The following is a 20,879-nucleotide window of genomic DNA, read 5'->3' as shown; positions in this document are numbered from 1 at the left end:
GTGTTATGGAGGCAGCATGCCTTCCCGCCGTCCCGAGATCCTCGCACCCGCAGGCGACCTCGATTCACTGCGTGCCGCGCTCGCCAGCGGAGCGGACGCCGTCTACTTCGGGCTCGACGAGGGTTTCAACGCCCGCGCCCGTGCCGACAACTTCTCCCTCGCCCGCCTGCCCGAGACGATGGCCGTCGTCCACCGGGCCGGGGCCCGCGCCTACCTGACGCTCAACACGCTCGTCTTCGAGCCCGAGCTGCCCGTGGTGGAGCGCATCCTGCGCGGGGTGGCCGAGTCGGGCGTGGACGCGCTCATCATCCAGGACCCAGCCATCGCCCTGCTGGCGCGCGCCATCTGCCCCCAGTTGGAGCTGCACGCCTCCACGCAGATGACCGTCTCCAGCGCCGAGGGCATCCGCTTCGCCCGGGGCCTGGGCGTCACGCGCGTCGTGGTGCCCCGCGAGCTGTCCACCACGGAGATCCGCCGGCTCGCCGGGCAGACGGACATGGAGCTCGAGGTCTTCATCCACGGCGCGCTGTGCATGTCCTGGAGCGGCCAGTGCCTCACCAGCGAGGCCTGGGGCGGACGCTCGGCCAACCGGGGCCAGTGTGCCCAGTCCTGCCGCCTGCCCTATGACCTGGTGGTGGACCATCAGACGCGCGACCTGGGCGACGTGAGATACCTGCTCAGCCCCAAGGACCTGGCTGGGGTGCGCGCCATCCCCGAGCTGGTCGACATCGGCGTCCACAGCCTCAAGATTGAAGGCCGCCTGAAGGGTCCGCAATACGTGACGACCACCGTGCAGGGCTACCGGCGGTGGGTGGATGGAGTCGTCGCCGGCAGGCCGGATGAGCACCAGCTCGCGAGCGACCTGGCCGACATGTCCCTCACGTACAGCCGAGGCTTCTCGAACGGCTTCCTCGCGGGCTCGGACCACCAGACGCTCGTCGAGGGCCGCTTCCCCAAGCACCGGGGCCTGTACCTCGGACAGGTGCGCTCCGTCTCCGGCAAGGAGGTGTTCGTCACCCCCGACGAGCGCCCGTGGACCGGGGCTCTCGGCTTGGGCCACCAGGAGCGCCCCGAGGCTCCCAGCGGACAGGTGTCCTCCCCGCTCCAGGGCGACGAGCCCAGACCGGCCACCGTGGATCCTCGCCCGGGCATGGGCGTCGTCTTCGACGCGGGAGCCCCCGAGGACAAGCACGAGCCCGGAGGCCCCATCTTCCGCGTCGAGCGCCGGGGCAACGGCTGGGTGCTCGGCTTCGGCCATCCGGGACCGGACCTGGGACGGGTGGCGCCCGGCCAGCGCGTGTGGCTCAACAGCGACCCGTCGCTGGCCCGCCGCACGGAGAGCCTGCTCGCCCACGGTGAGCCCGAGGGCCGCATCCCGCTCACGCTGAAGGTCTCCGGCGCCGAGGGCACCCCGCTGCGCCTCCACGCGAGCGCCTGGGGACACGAGGGCTCCGTCACGGGCCAGACGCCACTCGCGCCCGCGAAGGGAAAGGGCCTGGACGAGGCCTTGCTGCGGGACAAGCTGGGCGCCTTCGGAGGCACGTCCTTCACGCTGGCGCGGCTGGACTGCACGGAGCTGGCGCCGGGCCTGCACCTGCCCGTGTCCGAGCTCAAGGCCCTGCGCCGCGACCTGGTGACCGGGCTGGCCTCCGAGGTGGAGAAGGGCCCTCGGCGCACGGTGGTGGGGACGCCGGTGTTGGAGCAGGTGCGCGCCTCGCTGCTCGCGCATGTGCCCGAAGCACCGGCCGAGGACACCGCGCGCCTGATGCCGCTGTGCCGCAACGACGCGCAACTGGAGGCCGTCATCGCGGCCGGGCTGCGCGAGGTGGAGCTGGACTGGATGGAGATGGTGGGCCTGCAGCGCGCGGTGGAGCGGGCGCGGGCGGCCGGGCTGCGCGTGACGATCGCCACCGTGCGCGTGCAGAAACCGGGCGAGGAAGGCTACGACGCCCGCCTCGACAAGCTGCGCCCCGACGCGGTGCTGGTGCGCCACTGGGGCGCGATGATGCACTTCCTGGAGCGCCCCGCCGGCCAGCCGCGCCCGGTGCTGCACGGGGACTTCTCACTCAACGTCACCAACTCGGTGACGGCGGCGTACCTGCTCGGGATGGGGCTGGACACGCTCACCTTCTCGCACGACCTGGACGAGACGCAGCTCTTCTCGCTGCTCGACCACGCGCCGGCACACCGCTTCGCCGTGGCGCTCCACCACCACATCGCCACGTTCCACACCGAGCACTGCGTGTACTCGCACACGCTCTCCAACGGGCGCGACTACAAGAGCTGTGGCCGCCCGTGCGAGCGGCACCAGATCTCCCTGAGGGACCGGATCGGACTGGAACACCCGGTCATCGTGGACGTGGGCTGCCGCAACACGGTGTTCAACGCGCAGGCGCAGAGCGCGGCCTCGCTGGTGCCGAAGCTGCTGGCGCGCGGGGTGCGCCGCTTCCGTGTCGAGTTCGTCCGCGAATCCCGGGAGGAGGCCGCCCGCGTGCTGGCCGCCTACCAGGAGCTGCTGGCGGGGAGGATTTCGCCGGCCGAGGCGGTGAGGCGCGCGGCGGTGCACGAGCAGTTCGGCGTCACGCGCGGCACGATGCAAGTGCTGAGCTAGGACCCGGAGGCCCGGGAGGCGCCCCGGGCGCCCGCGGGCCCGAAGGCCTCGACGACACCGGACAGGTCCTCGATGACGAGCACGCGGACGATCTTCCCGTCACGGAACTCGAGGACGAAGGCGAACTCGCTGTAGCAGGTGCGCCCGGTCTTCCTCACGACGAACTGCTCGTCACCGAGGACGATGACCTGCTCCCCATTGCCGACGAAGTCCCAGGTCTTCACCTCGAGGACCTCGAGCACCTCGTCGAGCCGGTCGAAGTACCCGAGGATGGCGTCCCTGCCCCGGAACTCGCCACTCAGGGGCGTGCCTCCGGGGAGGGAGAGCTTGTAGACGGCGTCATCGGCCAGCTGGTCCAGGAGGGGCTGGGCGCTGCCCGAGCGGGCCATCTCCTCGAAAATGGACCGGGTCCGCTCCACGTTCTTCTTCGCTTCGGGCACGTCGATTCCCTCGCGGGTGCTGCACGGGAAGCCACTGTGCGCCGGAGCGCGGACACGAGTCCAAGCCATGTGGAGGTGCCTGTTCGCCCGAGCACACCCGGCCCGCGGCCCGGCGCCCGGGCGGAGATGACTGCCTGACGCGCTCCCGCGAAACACGGCCAGGGCCCTCCGCGTGTACAGTCAGGCCCATGACGGTCGCACTCGTTGGATATGGACGCTTTGGCCGCGCGCTCGGCTCCCTGCTGGAAGAGGCGGGCATCGGTTACCGCGCGTTGGACCCCATGGCGAACATCCCCGAGCCCCATCGCGCCGGCTCGATGCGCGAGCTGCTCACCGGGGCCGAGCTGATCGTCGTGGCCGTACCGGTTCCGCGAATGAAGGAGCTGCTCGAGACGATGCTCCCCCACCTGAAGCCGGAGCAGCTCGTGCTGGACGTGGGCAGCGTCAAGGTGAAGCCGGTGCACGCGATGAACGAGGTGCTCGGCACCCGGGTGCCGTGGGTGGGGACGCATCCCCTCTTCGGGCCCCTCAGCCTGGCCATGGCCGAGCGACCCATGCGCGTCGTCGTGTGCCCCAACCCGCTCCACCCGGATGCGGCCGGCCGGGCTCGCCGCTTCTTCGAGCGGCTGGGCTGCGAGGTCATCGAGCAGACGCCCGAGGGCCATGACCGGGTGATGGCACACACCCACGCGCTCACCTTCTTCGTGGCCAAGGGGATGGTGGACGCGGGCTCGGGAGTGGACGTGCCTTTCGCGCCCGCCAGCTTCAAGGCGCTGTCGCGCACCATCGAGACCGTCCGCGCGGACGCGGGACACCTCTTCACCGCCATCCAGCACGAGAACCCCTTCGCGCGGGAGGCGCGGAGCCACCTGCTCGAGGCTCTCGAGACCATTCACCGGGAGCTGGAGGCCCTCCCCCCCGAGACCACCCCGCCGGAGACGCCGGGCCTGGAGCTCCCGGCGCTCGACACGGGCATGCCGGAGCTCAAGGAGACGCGCGAGCTCATCGACCAGCTCGACCACGAACTGGTGGCGCTGCTGGCACGGCGGGCCGAGCTGGCCCGACGGGCGCTCGGAGCCAAGGCGCAGGCGGGTCAACCGGTGCCGGACCCGGCCCGCGAGGAGGCGATGCTCACCACGCGCCGCGCCTGGGCCACCGAGCTGGGCGTGGACCCGGAGGGCGTGGAGTCCATCTTCCGCGCCATCCTGCGCTTCTCCCGGCGCGCCCAGCAGAAGAAGGGGTAACTCCTCGACCACCAGCCAGGCTCACGCGGCTCGTTGAACCGTACCTCTTCGCGCCTGCCCTAACGTCACGCCAACCGCCTCACCTCGACATCGACTCGAAGCTCCTGCACCGCTCCGAGGTCGGTTTCGGCTTCTCGTGCCGATCACCGCTCGCGTTCGTAGTGGAGGCCCACGACACCACTGGGATAGGGCGTCGCCGCCTTCAGCTTGAAGGTCCTGTGAACTCCTTCGGGAAGCAGTCGCTTTCCGCCGCCCAGGATGAGCGGATAGAGCAGCAGATGAAGCTCATCGACCAGGTCGTGCTTGAGCAGCGTGTGCACGAGCTCGTGGCTCCCATCCGTGATGATGCTCTTGCCGGGCGCTGCCTTGAGCTTCCGAACCGCCTCGACGACGTTGTCGCGAATGATCGTCGTGTTTCGCCAGATGGGCTTTTCGAGGCTCTTCGATACGACGTATTTCGCCGGGGCGTTCATCATGTCCCCGAAGGGGTCGCCGGGCGGCATCGGCTCGAACGCGTTCGCATGAATCACGTACGTCTTTCGTCCGAGGAGGAACGCATCGACCTCCTGCATGAACGCGCCGAAGGCTTTACCGATGTCGTCATGCCAGTACGGCATGGTCCAGCCACCGTGCCGGAAGCCACCTTCGGTGTCTTCGTCGGCGCCACCGGGCGCCTGCATCACACCATCGAGGGACAGGAACTCTGAAACAATGAGCTTGCGCATGTTCTCCTCCGATTCCTCTCCTACTTGCCCGCTCGCTTTTCGAGCTCGGCGCGCAGGCGATCTTCTTGCTCGCGGAGCTCGGGGGTGAACTCCTTGCCGAAGTCGTCCGCTTCGAAGACAGGACGGATCTCGAGCTCGGCGTCCTCGCCCGGCATCGGCTCTGGACAGCGGCGAGCCCATTCAACCGCCTCCTCGATCGACTTGACCTGCCAGAGCCAGTAGCCCGCGATGAGCTCCTTGGTTTCGGCGAACGGTCCGTCGACAACGGTGCGCTTGCCCCCCGAGAACTGGATACGCTTGCCCCTCGAGCTCGGATGGAGACCTTCGCCGGCGAGCATGATGCCGGCCTTGACCAGCTCCTCGTTGTACTTGCCCATCTCCGCGAGGAGCTTCTCGCTCGGCATGACGCTCGCTTCCGAGTTCTTCGTCGCTTTCACAATCACCATGACTCTCATCGGTCTCTCCCTGGTTCGCGCTCGGCCTCATGCCTCGCTTCTGAAATGGCGTCGAACCAGCCCAGGCCGGATCGACACGCGCGCCCATTTTTTTTGCCTTCGCCTGACGTTTTCAGAAAAACACCTGCATTTTCAATAGGTTACGCCCCATCAAGGGGTCACCGTCTGCCGGATGCAGTTCGAAAATCCAACATTCGGCGGCAGGGCACATGAGGGGTCGGGGGCAAAGGAAGGGCCCAACTGGAGTCAACCCGGTTACGAAACCGGATTGACTCCAGGCGGCTGTCAACCCTCGCGACTGCGGCTAGGCTCGCCCCATGACAGCGACCTATGCCTCTCTCCGGGAGCAAGCCCTCGAGGCGCTCCAGGCCCAGGATGCCCGCAAGGCCTACAGCACGTTCCGCTGGGCCCTGCAGTATCCCGGCGCTCCCGAGCTGGAGGATCCTGAGCAGTGGAAGGAGGCCTGGGAGCTCTTCGCACGCATCGCCGCGAGCCTCGCGGGCGAGGAGCTCGCGGACATCATCCGCAAGGCAGCCCACGCCCCCAAGGACGCCCAGGCCCTCTATTACCTGGGCTATCAGCTCATCGAGCAGAAGCTCTACGGCATCGCAGCCACGCCGCTGGCGCGGGCACACCGGCTCGTGCCCCGGCAGGAGCCGCTCCTCCTCGAGTTCATCACCGCGCTGGAGGGCGCTGGCCACCACGAAGCGGCGGTCGAGACGCTGCACACGCTGCCTCGGCTCGTGGAGAGCAGCTTCATGTGCCGCTACCGGCTCGCCTACAACGCCATCATGTCGGGCGATCTGGAGGAGCCTCGCCGACTGGTGCTCGGACTCCAGGCCTTGCTCGCGCGCATCCCGCCGGAGGACCCGAACGCCCCCCACTATCCCGCCATGGCCGAGCGCATCCGCCAGATGCTTGCCCGCGCCGAGGCCCTGCAGGCCGTGACGCCGCTGGACTCGAGCGACCTGCGCGGCTGGCACTTCGTCGTCACGGGCGGAGTGCTGCTACACCTGTCTGCCCACGGTTGGGAGGCGGGTATGAACGGGCGCTATGCCTTCGTGCAGGACTCGGTGAGCACCTGCCTCGAGGGGATCCGCCGCGTGGAGGCCGTTCTGTCCCAGACGGGACGCCTGCTCCCGCGCGTCTTCATCCTCCCGGAGCGGTACAGCGCCATCCTCGGGCATGCCACGGCCCGCGTGCTCGGAGTCCCCGCCGAGCCGTGGCCCGAGCAGGGAAGTGACGCGCCGGGCCTGGTGGTGGCCTATGACTTGATGAACCTGGAGCCCCCCTTGCTGAAGACGCTCCAACCGCACCGGCCCGGGCAGGTGCTCTGGAGCCATGCCACGCAGTGGACCGAGGAGCTCCCCTTCACCGCGGACCTCACGACATTCATGTACCAGATGAACTTCGCTCCCTGGGGGGAGCGGCTGCGCCTCGACCCGGATGCCAGACCGGGCGAGCGGACACCGCCGGCCGAGGGCCCCGTGGAGGAGCTGGCGCAAGGGGTCATCTCCGCGAAGCTCTCCGAGGATGCGCTGGAGGACCTGCCCGTCCTCTCCCGGCTGGTGGCCGCGATGGGCTCGCTGAAGGACGCTGCCGCGGGAGGCCTCTTCGTCCAGCAGGGCCTGCGGCGGCGGCACCTCTCGGATTCACCCGTGAAGAGCGGCCGCTTCGGCTGAGCCCAGCACCCCGTCGACATGGGCTTGCCCACGGCAGGTGTGCGCTGCGGCCCTCCTCGGCCCCTCCCCTCCAGCCCTCCCCCTCAAACACGGCCTCTCTTCCGCCTATGCGCCACCAAGTCATTGGCAAGAGTTGAAATCCAGCATGAGGAGTTCGTTGGGAACGAACTCTGGAGCCATGACGCTGTCGTCAATCGAATAGGTTGAGCGTGTCTTCGCGAGAGCCTCTTCTGTCATGTCGCACGTAATCCCGACAATGGACATGTCATCCTTCAGGATTGCCTCTCCAAGACGCACTGGGCTCCAACCCAGCGCCTGAAGGCGCGGAATCCAGTAGTCTTCACAGACGACACTCAACTGCCGGATATGCTGGGACAGGCAGAACTCCAGAATGCCGCAGTAGACGATGCCGGCTGCTTGGCTGAGCCGTCCGCTCTCACGCTTTGCGGGAATGATGAAGATCCGCGTCCATTCGAAGATGTCATAGGCTCGCGGTAGCCCGCGCACATTGGCAAGCTCTGGAAAAACATCGCTCATGAGATTCGGCCCGAGAGTCGGTACGAGGCGGGAGCCCCCGACAACGCCTCTGCCGGGCTCGATGCCCAGAAGATAGACAGCCTTATCCGTGTCGAACTGATCGATTTCACGACCATCAGGACGCTCCAACTCCATCCACTTCCGCTCGCCGACATAGATGTCATGGCGGATGCGGTGGTGCTGCTCCAGTGCCTCTTCGTAGTGGTGCCGATTGCCGGCATGAATCACATGGATTTTGAACATGGCCATACTCGGTACCACACGCGCACAAATCCGGCCATTTCGATACGGACCGAGTGCTATGCCAAAGGAGAGGAGGCCGCGAGTAGACTGGGCGGGGCTGCTACGCTGCACTTTGGCATTGGACGTGTTCGTCTGCGTGAGGTGTGGCGGCAGGCGCCGGGTGATGGCGTACGTGACAGCACCCAACGGCATGCGCGCCATTGTGAAGCACCTGGGACTGCCCACGCGGCCTGCCAGGCGGGCCCCGGGCTGGGTGACCCGGGACGCGGTGGCTTCGCTCCGGCACCAGCGGCCCGGCCTGCACACCGAGCACTCCGAGGACTCCTGGAGGTGACCGTAGACGGATTCAACCCCTGCGGCGCGTGAAGCCTTCCGCGCGCAACTTCACCATCAACTTCTCCGCCGCGGCCTTCGCCTGCCATTCGTGCGCGTAGCGTTTGGACGACGTACGCTCCACCTCACCGAGCCGCCCCTTGCGGATGGCCAGCACGTTGCGGGCGACGCGCACGCCATGGAAGCGGGTGTCCGCGTGAACGTAGAGCACCTCACCCTTCCCGCCCTGGGCCGTCCTCCGAGCCACCAGCGGCTTCACGGCCGCGAGGCTCACGTCGGCCCAGACCATACGCCGCACCCGCACGCGGGGCTTCGCGCCGAAATGGAACGTGACGTGCCAGCGGGCCTGGGCCTCCGACTCGAACAGAGCCTCGCCCCACGAGCGGTACCCCGTCGTGGGAGTCCCGGGCAGGAAGGGCTCCACGGTGCGCAGGAACGCGAGGTAGTCCCGCTCCTGCCGCGCGTAGCCGAGCAGCCGTGTCTCCTCCGGCAGTTCCAGCGGCAGCTCTCCCGTCTTGCCAGGGCCTTTCTCCAGGACCAGGTCGAGGAACACGTTCTTCCCGCGCAGCGCTTCGCCCTGCTTCCAGAACTCCGCCGAAACGCGCACGTTCCGTGCGCCCACGAGCTTCGTCGCGTCACCCATGGCTTGGAAGCATAACAGCTGCCCGGGCGGGCCCAACCTGGAGCACGGCCTCATGGAGAAGCCTTTCTCCAACCCGTTCGACATCGGCGGAGTCTCTTCCCAGAAGACTCCTGCTTGTCTTTGACGAGTCCGGTCCACGGGCAGCCCCAGCTCGCGTGTGGTCAGGACCAGGTCGAGGATGCGCTCGCTCTCGAGCGCAGTCTCCTCGTCGATGCCGCGGTAGCACATGCCCTTCCACTTGGAGATGTCATGCGGTGGATGCTCGACGGCGCGAGGCACCTGTGGAGAGAGCGGTGTGCAGGTGCGTGTGTCGGTCCGAATTGGAGTTTCATGGAGACATTTGCAGCTGGATTGAAAGTATTCGGGTGAAAATCGACTGAAATGGTATTCCTGGAAATCGGGTCTTTTGGCACGCTGGCGGGGCCGTGAACCCAGTCAGGGAGCACATCATGCGGATGCCAGGGGTCGCGCTATTCCTTGCAGTGTGGACAGTTGCCTGCGGCGGTGCCGAGACGGACGGTGCCGACGTGTGGGGTACCCGGTCGTCGTCGCTCGTCATCACCACGGAAGACCAGGTGGTGGCGCGTCTGGCTTCGAGCACGGGCGCGATCTACGGCTACGGCGAGTACCTGCCCCCGGGCTACCTCACGTCCCCGGACACGTACTACCCGGTCATCATCCACCTGAACGGCCTGACCGAGTTCGGCACGTCCACCACCGAGGCGAACCTGCTGACCGTCGTCACCAGGCACGGAGCGCTGAAGAAGCTCCAGGGCTCGGCGCAGGGCAAGGCGTACTTCGGTCAGAAGCAGGTGATGGTCTTCACCCCACGCGCGCCCACGGACTGGCTGCCCAGCGAGCTCAACACCTTCATCGACTTCCTCGTGGCCAACTACCGCGTGGACACGACGCGCATCTATCTCACGGGCCTGAGCTTCGGTGGCTATGGCGCCTGGAAGTATGCATATCAGTACGGCAGCCGTCTGGCGGCGCTGGCGCCCATGGCGACGAACATCGGCGCGCCAGGGCCCACCATCACCCAGCTCAAGAACGTCCCCGTGTGGGCGGTCCACTCGTTCGCGGATGGCACGTCGCTCTCCGCCGAGCGCTCGTGGCTGCTGGGCGTGACGAAGAACTACGGTCAGAACCAGATGGTGACCGTGCCGGAGCCGACCGCGACGCTGACGTACCTGTTCCCCGGCGCCTCCAGCCCGACGTGGACCTCCCAGCCGGGCGTGGTGACGACGGGCAGCGACATCGCCCGGCTGACGGTGCTGCCGGGTGGCAATCACGACTGCTGGACCCAGCAGTACGACAACTACGCGTTCTGGGACTGGATGCTCGCGCAGCAGCGCGCCTCGGTGCCCTGAGCACGCACCAGCGCCTCGCGCCACCAGCGCGTCCGTAGGCCAACGGTCGCCGGCCACGTCCATGCTGGGTCGGCCACTGTCCCATCATTCAGGCTGGGTATGGGGTTGCGGCGGAGCGGCCCATGCGCTAATCCACTCTCCGTGCTGCGCCTGCTCCTGGTCATCGCACTGGTGAACGGTCTGGTGCCTACCTTCGGGGAGGCGCTCGAGGCAGCCGTCCACTACGTCACGTCCGGGCACCTCGCGCACTTCGAGGCGGGTGAAACGGACCTGAATACGGGCAAGGAGCACGGCTGCGGCCCCACGGCTCACCACTGCGGGTGCTGTGCGAGCCAGTCCATCGCTCCCGCTGTAGCGCCCCAGGGGGAGCTCGCGGACACGGCCGAATCTCCACGTACCCCCTTTGTCCACGAGAAGGTGGCCGAGGGCATGCGTGCCCGCCTCCTTCGGCCGCCCATATCCGCATAGCGTCCGAGTCCCTCGGTCCTCCCCTCTATTAGGGTAGGCGCAGGCGCCTTGCCGAGCGTATCGGAGGCGCGTGTCCTGTCGTGCGCCCGGGTAGCCATGGCCCCGGGGCCATCGACTCGACACGGCCTTCGTGTGCCGTCGAGGCTGACGCGAGGGGCCCGGCCGGACATCGCCATCGCACGCGGGTAGCGCCGTGGGGCGGGACTGTCCGTACGTCCCCGCGTCCGCGGGTGCCCTCACATCCTCAGGCAGTGCACCGGAGCTCGGAAGGGGCCCGGAGTCCAGGCGGCGTGTCTGCCCTGGGACTCCATGGCCACTGCCTGCTCGGCATTGCCCTGGGCCCAACCTCCCTTTCTCCATGAGTGAGTCCTGTGCTCGCACGCCTTCGCATCACAAGCCTGCTGTTACTGGTGTCAGCCCCCGCCCTCGCGGCCCGCGCGCTGACAATGAATGAATCGGTTGCCCTCGCGCTCGAGCGCAGCCCACGTCTCATCTCCGCTCAAGCCGATGCCGCCGCGGCCCAGGCCCGGCTGCAAGGTGCCTCGCTCCTCTTGCAGACCAACCCGGAGCTCCAAGGTGCGGTGGGCCCGCGTCTCAAGAACGGAGCCAGCAGCCTCGAGCTCGGACTGGGAGTGAGCCAGCGGCTCGAAGTCTTCGGACAGCGAGGCGCGCGCAAGGAGGCCGCCGAGGCGCAACTCGCCGCGGGCCAGGCGCGGCTCGAGGCACTGCGGGTGGAGCTCGCCGCCAAGGTGCGCGAGGCCTTCGCCAGGACGCTGGCGGCGGACCTGGAGCTGCGTCTGGCCGACGAGGGCCGCACTCTCGCGGAGCAGTCCCTCAAGGCCGCCGAGGAGCGCCAGGCGGCCGGCGCTGCCTCCCTCATCGAGGTGAATACCGCGCGCGTGGAGCTGGGCAGGGCCGCCCGCGAGCGTGCGCTCGCCGCGCAGCGGCAAGTGGTGGCACTGGCGGAGTTACGCCTGCTCCTGGGCCTGGAGCCCTCCGACGAGCTGACACTCCAAGGGGGCTTGCGGCCCGTCACCGCCGCGCCTCTGTCCGCCGACGCCCTCCTGGAGAGGGCCCTCGCGCAGCGGCCCGATGCGAAAGCGGCGCGCTCCGAGTTGGAGGCGGCGCGCGCGGAGGCGAAGCTCGCCGCGCGCGAGGCCCTGCCCAGCCCTCGCCTCGGGGCCAGCTACGGCCTCGAGGAGGGCGCGCAAATCATCCAGGGCACGCTCGGCATCGAGCTGCCCCTCTTCAACCGTAACCAGGCGGCCCGGGGGGTGAGCGCCGCGCGCGTGGTGCAGGCGCAAGCGTCTCTGGAGGCCACGGAGCGGCTCGTGCGCTCGGAAGTTGGGCTCGCCCTGGCGCGCTACCGGGCGGCGAGCGCCGCAGTCGAGGTGTTCAGCGAGGAAGTGCTGGCGGCGCTCCAGCAGAACCTCGCGTTGGTCAACGAGGCGTACCGGGCCGGCAAGGTGGACTTCCTCCAGCTTCTCCTCATCCGGCGGGACGCCCTCGACGCGCGGCGCGGCTCCATCGAAGCGCTCGAGGAGCTTTCCGCGGCGGACGCACAACTCAAACGGGCAGTCGGGAGCATCCAATGAATCCTCGCACACTGCTGTTCTTCGCACTGTCTGCCAGTCTCCTCCTCGGTTGTCGCGACAAGGGGGGCTCGGAATCCAGCGTCAGTGGGCGCGAGGGCGCCCCCAACAAGACGCAAGCAGAGGCTTCCCACGGCGACGCGGACACGGGGGCGGAAGGTCCCCACGGTGGCGGGAGTGGGCACGAAGAGGTCATCCAGCTCACCCCCGAAGCGGTGCGCTCGGCGCAACTGAAGACGGACACGGTGCAGCGCAAAGCACTCTCCGTGGGGCTCGCGGTCCCCGCGCGCGTGACCTTCACCCAGAAGGGGGTGGCCCGGGTGGCGGCCCGGGTGCCAGGGCGGCTCGCCAGCATCGAGGTGTCGCTCGGCCAGAAGGTGAAGAAGGGCCAGGCGCTGGGCTACCTGGAGAGCCCCGAGTTGGGCCGCGCCCGCGCCGACTATCTCTCCGCCGCCACCAAGACGCAGGTGGCCGAAGACAACTTCCGCCGGGAGAAGGAACTCTTCGCCAAGGGCATCAGCAGCGAGCGGGAGATGCGCGAGGCGGAGAGCGCCTTCGTCACCGCCCAGGCGGAACGCAACGCGGCCGACGGGCGGTTGCACGCGGTCGGCCTCTCGGATGCGGAGATCACCGCGCTGCGCGGCAACGAGCACTACAGCTCGCGCTTCCCCGCCCCCAGTCCGCTGGACGGCACGGTGGTGGAGATTGCCGGCATCGTAGGCCAGACGGTGGAGGCGGCCACGGCGCTCTTCACCGTGGCGGACCTCACCGAGCTGTGGGTGCTGCTCGACCTCTCCGAGTCGCAGCTCGCTCAGGTGCGCGTGGGCCAGCCGGTGGACTTCACCGTCTCCGCACTGCCCGAGCGGCGCTTCACCGGCCGCGTGGAGTACATCGGCGACCTCGTCGACGAGAAGACGCGCACCATTTCCGTGCGCGTGGTGGTGCCCAATACGGACGGGGCGCTCAAGCCGGGCATGTTCGCCCAGGCCGAAATCGCCACGAAGGCGGATGTGCAAGCCGATGGAGGAGGGGCTCAACCTCAACGCGTCGTGCTTCCGCGGGAGGCCGTCCAGAAGGTGGGCGAGGAGCAGGTGGTCTTCGTCCCAGCAGGGGAAAACCGATTCAAGCCGCTGAAGGTGCGTACAGGCGCCAGCTCCGCGAAGGAGGTGGAAATCCTCTCCAGTATCGAGCCGGGCACTCTGGTCGTGACGCAGGGTGCCTTCATCCTCAAGTCCGAGCTCTCCAAGGAGAGCATGGGCGAGGGCCATTCCGACTAGGCGGGCGCCATGTTCGACAAGCTCATCCATTTCTCCATCAAGAATCGCTTCATCGTCATCATCCTGTCGGTGGTTCTCATTGGCTTCGGCCTGAGCGCGCTGAGCAGACTGCCCATCGACGCCGTCCCGGACGTCACCAACGTCCAGGTGCAGGTCCTCACCTCCTCGCCGGGCCTGGGGCCGGTGGAGGTGGAGAAGTTCATCACCGTGCCCATCGAGACGGCGATGAGCGGCATGCCGGACACGGAGGAAATCCGCTCCGTCTCCAAGTTCGGCCTGTCCGTCGTCACCATCGTCTTCAAGGACGAGGTGAACATCTACTTCGCCCGCCAGCTCGTCGGGGAGCGCCTCGCCGCCGCGAAGGAGGCCATCCCCGAGGGCTACGGCACGCCGGAAATGGGGCCCGTCTCCTCGGGCCTGGGTGAAATCTACCAGTTCGAGGTGAAGGGCGAGGGCAAGAGCCCCATGGAGCTGCGCAGCATCCTGGAGTGGCAGGTGTCGCCCCGGCTGCGCTCCGTGCCGGGCGTCGTCGAGGTCAACGCGTTCGGCGGCGAGCTCAAGACGTACGAGGTGCAGCTCGACCCGGCCCGGCTCACCGCCTACGGGCTATCGCTCGCGCAGGTGTTCCGCGCTCTCGAGGAGAACAACGCCAACGCGGGCGGTGCGTACATCGCCCGTGGGCCCGAGCAGGTGCTCATTCGCGGCGAGGGGCTCGTGGAGTCGCTGGAGGACATCGGCAACATCGTCGTCGCCACCTCACCTCAAGGCGTCCCCGTCTACATCCGCAACGTGGCCGAGGTGAAGTTCGCTCCCATGGTGCGCCAGGGCGCCGTCACCCGGGACGGGCGCGGAGAGGCCGTCACGGGCATCGTCATGATGCGCATCGGGGAGAACTCGCGCGAGGTGGTCAACCGCGTGAAGGAGGCCGTGGAGGCCATCCGGCCCACCCTGCCCGAAGGCGTCACGCTCGACACCTTCTACGACCGCACGGACCTCGTCCGCAAAACCATCCATACGGTGGCCAAGAACCTCATCGAGGGCGGCGTCCTGGTCATCGTGGTGCTCTTCCTCATGCTGCGCAACCTGCGCGCGGGCCTCATCGTCGCGAGCGTCATTCCGCTCTGCATGCTGTGCGCCTTCATCGGCATGGGGGCGCTGGGCATCTCCGGCAACCTCATGTCGCTGGGAGCCATCGACTTCGGCCTCATCGTCGACGGCGCGCTCATCATCATCGAGAACGCCGTGCGGCACATCGCGGAGAAGAACCACGAGCTCGGCCGGGAGCTCACCCGCGAGGAGCGCGACGAGGTGGTGTACCGCTCCGCCGTGGAAATCCGCCAGGCCGCCGCCTTCGGCGAGGCCATCATCGCCGTCGTCTACCTGCCCATCCTCGCCCTCAGCGGCGTCGAGGGGAAGATGTTCAAGCCCATGGCCATCACCGTCATCTGCGCGCTGGCGGGGGCCTTCGTGCTTTCCCTCACCTTCGTGCCGGCGATCGCCTCACTCTTCCTGCCCCGAAAGGCGAAGGAGGAGGAGAGCTTCATCATCCGTGGGGCCCGCCGCGTGTATGAGCCCACGCTCGCCTGGTGCCTGAAGCGGCGCAAGGCCGTGGTGGGCATCGCCGCCGCGGTGCTCGCGGTGAGTCTCGCCATCGTGCCCTTCCTGGGGGCGGAGTTCATCCCCCGGCTGGACGAGGGAGCCATCGCGCTCCAGGCGTGGCGTGTTCCCTCCGTGTCGTTGGAGGAGTCCGTGCGCCAGACGGGCCTCATCGAGAAGGTGCTCAAGCGTTTCCCCGAGGTCATCACTGTCGTCTCCCGCACGGGCCGCGCCGAGATCGCCACCGACCCGATGGGTGTCGAAATCAGCGACATCTTCGTGATGCTCAAGCCCCACGAGGAGTGGACGACGGCCAGCAACCGCGAGGAGCTCATCGCGCGCTTCGACGAGGCGTTGAGAAAGGAAGTGCCCGGCAGTCTCTTCAGCTACTCCCAGCCGATTGAGCTGCGCGTGAGCGAGCTCATCTCCGGAGTGCGCTCGGACGTGGCGCTGAAGCTCTACGGCGAGGACCTGGAGGTGCTGAAGAAGACGGGAGACCGGCTCGTTGCCGCGCTATCGAAGGTGCCGGGGGCCGCCGACGTGAAGGCCGAGCAGGTGGCGGGCCTGCCCGTCGCGCGCATCCAGGTGGACCGCCAGGCCATTGCCCGCTACGGAATCAACGCGCGAGACGTGCTGGACACCATCGAGACCATCGGTGGCAAGGAGGTGGGCACGGTGTTGGAGGGGCAGAAGCGTTTCGCCCTCCAGGCGCGCTTCGCCCCCAACGCCCGGCAGAGTGTGGAGCAACTCGAGGGTCTCAAGGTAGCAAGCCCCTCGGGGCAGCTCATTCCCCTCTCCCAACTGGCCAGGGTGGTAGTGGAGGAGGGCCCCGCCCAGGTGAGCCGGGAGAACATCCAGCGCCGGCTCACCATCGAGGCCAACGTTCGCGGCAGAGACCTTCAGGGCTTCGTCACCGAGGCGCAGGAGGTCATCGCCCGCGACGTGAAGCTGCCGCCCGGCTACTGGCTCGACTGGGGAGGCCAGTTCCAGAACCTCCAGTCCGCCACGCGCCGGCTGGCGTACGTGGTGCCGCTCACGCTCCTGCTCATCTTCGTGCTGCTCTACACCACGTTCAACGCGGTGCGGCCCGCGGTCCTCATCTACCTCAACATCCCCTTCGCGGTGACGGGCGGTGTGCTGGCCCTGCTCGTGCGTGGCATGCCGCTGTCCATCTCCGCGGCGGTGGGCTTCATCGCCCTCTTTGGCGTGGCGGTGCTCAACGGACTCGTCCTGGTGGCGTACATCCTCAAGCTGCGTCAGGACGGACTCTCGCCAGCCCAGGCCGCTCATGATGCCGCCCACGTGCGCCTGCGGCCCGTCCTCACCACGGCGCTGGTGGCCTCGCTCGGCTTCCTGCCCATGGCGTTCGCCAGCGGGGCAGGGGCCGAGGTGCAGAAGCCGCTCGCCACCGTCGTCATCGGCGGGCTCCTCAGCTCGACGCTGCTCACCTTGCTGGTGCTGCCCACCGTCTACACCTGGTTCGACCGGGGCAACCCGCGGCTCGTGCCAGTTCCCCCCGAGGAGTTCCCAGCCCCCACGGAGGGCGCTCGCGCTCTCGAAGGAGGTGCGTCATGAAGGAAAACATGCCGAAGGTGCGTGCCGACGGGCCTCTGCCATCCTGAGGGTGGTGCGGCGAGTGCCGGTCCACACCGGAGATGAGAGAGGCCCCGAGGTGATGGGGGCCTCTCCTACGACCTCAGGAGATGCCCTTGCGCAGCCGGCTCCAATCGAAGTTGGCGGCCGGGTCGTTCTTGCGGCCCTTGGGGACGGCGACGTCCTTGTGCCCGACGATGTTGTTCATCGGCACCTTGTACTCCTGCTTGAGGTAGCCAACGAGCTGGGTGAGCGACTTGTACTGGGCGTCGGTGAAGGCCGTCTTGCCGCTGCCGTCGTTGACGATCTCAATGCCGATGGAGCGCCCGTTGACGTCGGTGGGCACGCCGTGCAACTCGCCCTTGCCCGCGTGCCAGGCGCGCTTCTGGTCATTGACGAGCTGATAAATCTTGCCGTCGCGGTCCACCATTCTCTGAGCAGATCGGCGACCGGCCGGTCCAGTGCGTCGACTTCACCATTCCCGGCTACCAGGGCGTGGACATCATCGTCTCGGTGATCTCACGGAAGGACCATGCCAGGCCGGGACCCGGCATCTATCACATCCACGGCGGTGGGATGGTCATGTCCAACCGTTTCGCGGGTGCCTCCGACCTGGTGGCGTGGGCGATGAAGTTCGACGCGGTGTGCGTCACGGTCGAATATCGGAGGGCACCCGAGCACCCCGATCCCATCCCCGTCGAGGATTGCTACGCGGGACTCGCGTGGATGGCCGCACACACAGGAGAGTTGTTGGTCGATCCGGAGCGACTCATCATCTTCGGCGGAAGCGCCGGGGGCGGCCTGTCCGCTGGCACCACCCTGTTGGCGCGCGATCGCCAGGGGCCGAAGCTGCTCGGACAACTCCTCGAGTGCCCGATGATCGACGATCGGAACGAAACCGTCTCGTCGTACCAGTTCCAGGGAATCGGCATCTGGGCTCGCGTCAGCAATCTGACCGGCTGGACGGCCCTGCTCGGAGACCGGCGCGGAACGGACGAGGTGTCGATCTACGCGGCTCCTGCTCGCGCGACGGACCTGCGCGGCCTGCCACCCACCTTCATCGACGTGGGGGCGGCGGAAGTCTTCCGCGACGAGGCCGTTGCCTACGCGAGTGCGATCTGGGCGGCTGGTGGCGATGCGGAGCTCCACGTCTGGGGCGGCGCGTTCCACGGTTTCAACCAGATGGCGCCGCATGCCGCCATCTCCCGTGCAGCGAACGCGGCTCGCGAGGCCTGGCTCGAACGGATGCTGTCCCGCAGGTGAGTCCTGGCGCTGCCGCCGTCACTCGCCAGAGTCGAGCACTTCCCTCAGGGCCTGCCCGTTGGTCAGGACGAGCAGCGCGGTCTGGAATGTCTCCACGAGAGTAACGAGGAGCTACGTGAAGGAGGCGGGAGGGGTGCGCGCGATTAAGGACGGACCCTGGCGGGTGCTGACGCGTACGCCAGCACCCGCCGTGGCTCACCGCGGAGTTACTGCACCGTCATCGTGCCGAGCTTCGTGTGCCTGCCCGCTCGCGGAGCTCATCTCCAGGCGAGCCCCCCTCGGGGTCGGGCGCGGTGCAGGCTTGGATCGTACCCCAGAGGACAAAAGAAGCCCGATGGCGGCTCTCCACCGGGCAGGGGGCGCAACAGATTCTGGGAGCTGCAAACACCTGACGCGTGGGTGCTTCACGTTGGTTAGTGCTCGAATTTGGATGCACTGCGGCGCCGGCTGGCGTGGGCCTTGGTGGGCGCACGTCCGCCAGGCCACACTCCCAGGGGGCCCGGACCGCCGCACAAACATCGAGCCGCGGCAACACACTAACCCTCGTGGTTTGCTGACTCTCTCGAAGGAAGGAGATGCATCATGAGCAATGGGAAGGTCTACAACGGGAGCTGCTTCTGCGGCGCGGTTCAGTTCACGGTCAGCGGTGAGCCGGCCGCGATGGGTTATTGCCATTGCGAGTCCTGCCGAAGCTGGTCGGCGGGGCCGGTCAACGCCTTCACGTTGTGGAAGCCCGAGGCGGTGCGTATTACTCAGGGGGCGGACAACATCGGCACCTACAACAAGACGCCGCACAGCTATCGCAAATGGTGCAAGACCTGTGGAGGCCACATCTTCACGGAGCACCCCGGCATGGGACTCACCGACGTGTATGCGGCAGTGATTCCAGACCTCCCATTCCGGCCCGGCATCCATGTCCACTATCAGGAGTCGAAGCTCCGAATGAAGGATGGATTGCCGAAAATGAAGGACGTCCCGAAGGAAATGGGTGGCTCGGGCATCAGCGTGGAGGAATGACCCGGCGTGCAGGTGCCATTCCGCTCGCAGGAGAGGTGGCCCCAGCGCGGGGCCACCTCGGGTGAGCGTGTGCTCCTGGGCTACAGCTGGTGGTGGATCAGCCCGTCGGAGCAGGTGGCCTGGGTGGAGTCCGCGAGTCGGGCCACGAGCGTGATTCCGTCAGCGTGGAGCATCACCTGGGCGCCGTCGTCGAGTCCGATCGCTCCCCCGAGCGGGAGCGGAGGAGGCGAGCGAGGCGCCCCAGGCAGCAGCGAGGCGGGAGAAGACGCCGCCGAGCCCAGGCATTGAGAGGCGGAGTACCCGCGGACCTCAGAAGCGACCCGCCTCCACATGTCCAGACGCCGGTGACGACCCCCTTCCCTGCTTGGAGCCGCCACCGGCACCGTGAAAAGGGTGCTTCCTAGAGACCGACCGGGTACCACCGCGTATAGGCGTAGTGATAGAGGTGCCGACCTACCGAGACGCCGTCTGCGGACAGGCTGAAGGTCGCGAGATCGTAATACTCCGCCCCAAACACGAAGTCATACGCCATTGTGCCGAGAGCCGCAGGCAGCTCCACCGGGATGCTGAATGCCCCATTGGAATCCGACAGGCCGGTGGCAAAGGTCTCCTTCCGGTAGGTTTTCGGCGTGTAGACGGCGAGGTTCACCGGGGTGTTCGGCAGCACGCGGCCGTACCGGTCCTTCAAGACACCTTGGAAGGTGGCGCTCGTCTGGATGCGCCAGGAGGGGCCCTGTCCATAGTTGATATAATCTTCAACCCCAGCGTGGTTGAGGATCTTGATGTCCGTCAGCGAGCCGGCCGCCACGGCCACGCGGAGGGTATAAGGTTCGGCGGGCATGACTGAGTCGAGTGAGAGCACGCGCACGTACCAGGTGCCCGGAGGCAGCGTGACGGCGGCCTGGGTGTTCTTATTGATGGTGGCGAGCGGCGCGCCGTGGATGTTGGTACCGAACAGGTGAAGCTGGTAGGTCCCCGTTGCCGCCGTGCTCAGCGAAAATACGAAGGTGTTCTCCTGGGTGAGGGTGAGGCGGGTCCAGTCCTCGTCGAAGCCGTTGTCCAGCTTGCGAACCACCGCGACCCCATCGATGGCGCTCTTGGCCTGCCAGGGATTGTCATTGGGCTCATCCACGTCAGGAAGGGATGAGAACAGGACGGCCAGCGTGTACGGATTGACAGGGTCCGCCCCCTGGTAGGCATGAACCAGGATGAAATAGAAGTCACCAGCAGCCGCGGAGGTGCTGGCCTGCTCGTAGTGCGTGGGCGCATAGAACGACTGGGCCTGCAGCGCGAGCGAGCCGTCCACCGGGTTGTATTTGTAGAGGTACAGATCATAATCCAGACTGGCGTTGTTCACCGTCTGGAGGAAGGCCGTGACCTTGCCGTTGGCCGGCACGTAGACATAGTACCAGGCTTGCTCGCCCGGTGTGGCCAGGGGGGCGCTCACCTGGGTGTTCAGGTCGAGGTACTGCGCGGTCCCCGGCGTGTTGTTACCCGCGAGCGGGGTGGCGCCCCCTGCCGTCGCCCGGTTCGTCAGCCGTTGCTGGTCGACCCGGCCATGGATTTCCGGCTCTTTCTTATGACCTGCGGTGGCTGTGACGGAGGCGGCAGGTTCCAGTTCCTTGGCACGCTGCAGCGATGCATCCACGCGTTCCGGAGTGGCTGCAATCGCGGGGTACGACGACAGAAGCAGCAATGTCAGAGCCGTCCGAGCACTCTTCAAGGCAAGCAATCTCAATACAATCTCCTCTCAAAGATGCGGCGCGCTGGTATAGAGGAGGCCAGCTGGT

General features: G+C 67.4%; 17 protein-coding genes and 1 pseudogene. 11 read left to right on the top strand and 7 right to left on the bottom strand.

The features are described 5' to 3' along the window. Window positions 1-16: 16 nt before the first annotated feature. Entirely contained in the window at window positions 17-2,611 is a 2,595-nt protein-coding gene (locus DAT35_RS21915) for a U32 family peptidase (protein WP_108069056.1), read from the top strand. On the opposite strand, the gene DAT35_RS21910 is transcribed toward DAT35_RS21915, so the two are convergent. Then, the gene (locus tag DAT35_RS21910; protein WP_108069055.1) at window positions 2,608-3,120 is read right to left on the bottom strand and encodes a nuclear transport factor 2 family protein; all 513 of its coding nucleotides are present in this window, start codon (window positions 3,118-3,120) and stop codon (window positions 2,608-2,610) included. The two genes, DAT35_RS21915 and DAT35_RS21910, sit on opposite strands and share 4 nt — an antisense overlap. Window positions 3,121-3,239: 119 nt before the next feature. Between DAT35_RS21910 and DAT35_RS21905 the strand changes: the two genes are divergently transcribed. Further along, a complete protein-coding gene (locus tag DAT35_RS21905) occupies window positions 3,240-4,295 on the top strand; it encodes a prephenate dehydrogenase/arogenate dehydrogenase family protein (protein ID WP_108069054.1) in 1,056 nt (351 codons plus the stop codon). Window positions 4,296-4,438: 143 nt separating this feature from the next. Here DAT35_RS21905 and DAT35_RS21900 read toward each other — a convergent pair whose 3' ends face one another. Together DAT35_RS21900 and DAT35_RS21895 are read right to left on the bottom strand one after the other, a co-directional pair. Continuing rightward, entirely contained in the window at window positions 4,439-5,020 is a 582-nt protein-coding gene (locus DAT35_RS21900) for a dihydrofolate reductase family protein (protein WP_108069053.1), read from the bottom strand. A 20-nt stretch (window positions 5,021-5,040) separates the two neighbouring features. Beyond that, a complete protein-coding gene (locus tag DAT35_RS21895; protein WP_108069052.1) occupies window positions 5,041-5,475 on the bottom strand; it encodes a YciI family protein in 435 nt (144 codons plus the stop codon). A gap of 317 nt (window positions 5,476-5,792) precedes the next feature. Between DAT35_RS21895 and DAT35_RS21890 the strand changes: the two genes are divergently transcribed. After that, on the top strand, window positions 5,793-7,157 hold the full coding sequence (locus tag DAT35_RS21890; RefSeq protein ID WP_108069051.1) for a hypothetical protein: 1,365 nt from the start codon (window positions 5,793-5,795) through the stop codon (window positions 7,155-7,157). A 120-nt stretch (window positions 7,158-7,277) separates the two neighbouring features. Here DAT35_RS21890 and DAT35_RS21885 read toward each other — a convergent pair whose 3' ends face one another. Further along, the gene (locus tag DAT35_RS21885) at window positions 7,278-7,937 is read right to left on the bottom strand and encodes an acyl-homoserine-lactone synthase (protein ID WP_108069305.1); all 660 of its coding nucleotides are present in this window, start codon (window positions 7,935-7,937) and stop codon (window positions 7,278-7,280) included. A gap of 172 nt (window positions 7,938-8,109) precedes the next feature. On the opposite strand from DAT35_RS21885, the gene DAT35_RS60850 reads away from it, so the two are divergent. Continuing rightward, window positions 8,110-8,271, top strand: coding sequence for a hypothetical protein (locus DAT35_RS60850; protein ID WP_233261631.1), 162 nt, complete (start codon window positions 8,110-8,112; stop codon window positions 8,269-8,271). Between the two features lie 12 nt (window positions 8,272-8,283). Here DAT35_RS60850 and DAT35_RS21875 read toward each other — a convergent pair whose 3' ends face one another. Next, window positions 8,284-9,141, bottom strand: coding sequence for a hypothetical protein (locus tag DAT35_RS21875; protein ID WP_108069050.1), 858 nt, complete (start codon window positions 9,139-9,141; stop codon window positions 8,284-8,286). A gap of 299 nt (window positions 9,142-9,440) precedes the next feature. On the opposite strand from DAT35_RS21875, the gene DAT35_RS21870 reads away from it, so the two are divergent. The 5 genes from DAT35_RS21870 to DAT35_RS21850 all read left to right on the top strand — a co-directional run bounded on the left by DAT35_RS21870 (window position 9,441) and on the right by DAT35_RS21850 (window position 16,791). Continuing rightward, window positions 9,441-10,283 (top strand): alpha/beta hydrolase-fold protein, encoded by an 843-nt coding sequence (locus DAT35_RS21870; protein WP_233261630.1) that lies wholly within the window; start codon window positions 9,441-9,443, stop codon window positions 10,281-10,283. A gap of 141 nt (window positions 10,284-10,424) precedes the next feature. Next, complete coding sequence (locus tag DAT35_RS21865; RefSeq protein ID WP_233261629.1) at window positions 10,425-10,751, top strand: hypothetical protein; 327 nt, start codon at window positions 10,425-10,427, stop codon at window positions 10,749-10,751. Between the two features lie 446 nt (window positions 10,752-11,197). Continuing rightward, window positions 11,198-12,346 carry a TolC family protein gene (locus DAT35_RS21860; protein ID WP_108069047.1) on the top strand — a complete coding sequence of 383 codons (1,149 nt, stop codon included), beginning with the start codon at window positions 11,198-11,200 and terminating at the stop codon, window positions 12,344-12,346. After that, window positions 12,343-13,620 (top strand): efflux RND transporter periplasmic adaptor subunit, encoded by a 1,278-nt coding sequence (locus tag DAT35_RS21855; RefSeq protein WP_108069046.1) that lies wholly within the window; start codon window positions 12,343-12,345, stop codon window positions 13,618-13,620. Before DAT35_RS21860 ends, DAT35_RS21855 begins: the two co-directional genes overlap by 4 nt. Window positions 13,621-13,629: 9 nt before the next feature. Further along, window positions 13,630-16,791, top strand: coding sequence for an efflux RND transporter permease subunit (locus tag DAT35_RS21850; protein ID WP_108069045.1), 3,162 nt, complete (start codon window positions 13,630-13,632; stop codon window positions 16,789-16,791). A gap of 121 nt (window positions 16,792-16,912) precedes the next feature. On the opposite strand, the pseudogene DAT35_RS21845 reads toward DAT35_RS21850, so the two are convergent. Then, window positions 16,913-17,251 (bottom strand): annotated as a pseudogene (locus DAT35_RS21845) (N-acetylmuramoyl-L-alanine amidase); the annotation flags it as partial. Window positions 17,252-17,304: 53 nt separating this feature from the next. On the opposite strand from DAT35_RS21845, the gene DAT35_RS21840 reads away from it, so the two are divergent. Both DAT35_RS21840 and DAT35_RS21835 read left to right on the top strand, forming a co-directional pair. After that, complete coding sequence (locus DAT35_RS21840) at window positions 17,305-18,072, top strand: alpha/beta hydrolase fold domain-containing protein (protein WP_255415196.1); 768 nt, start codon at window positions 17,305-17,307, stop codon at window positions 18,070-18,072. Between the two features lie 582 nt (window positions 18,073-18,654). Further along, window positions 18,655-19,089 carry a GFA family protein gene (locus DAT35_RS21835; RefSeq protein WP_108069043.1) on the top strand — a complete coding sequence of 145 codons (435 nt, stop codon included), beginning with the start codon at window positions 18,655-18,657 and terminating at the stop codon, window positions 19,087-19,089. A 400-nt stretch (window positions 19,090-19,489) separates the two neighbouring features. On the opposite strand, the gene DAT35_RS60845 is transcribed toward DAT35_RS21835, so the two are convergent. Then, window positions 19,490-20,821, bottom strand: a complete 1,332-nt coding sequence (locus DAT35_RS60845) for a hypothetical protein (RefSeq protein ID WP_233261626.1) — start codon at window positions 20,819-20,821, stop codon at window positions 19,490-19,492. Window positions 20,822-20,879: the final 58 nt, after the last annotated feature.

This window comes from Vitiosangium sp. GDMCC 1.1324, assembly GCF_003044305.1.
Classification (GTDB): Bacteria; Myxococcota; Myxococcia; order Myxococcales; family Myxococcaceae; genus Archangium.
The sequence above is the reverse complement of the archived record's forward strand: the minus strand, read 5'-3'. Positions and strand labels throughout refer to the sequence as shown.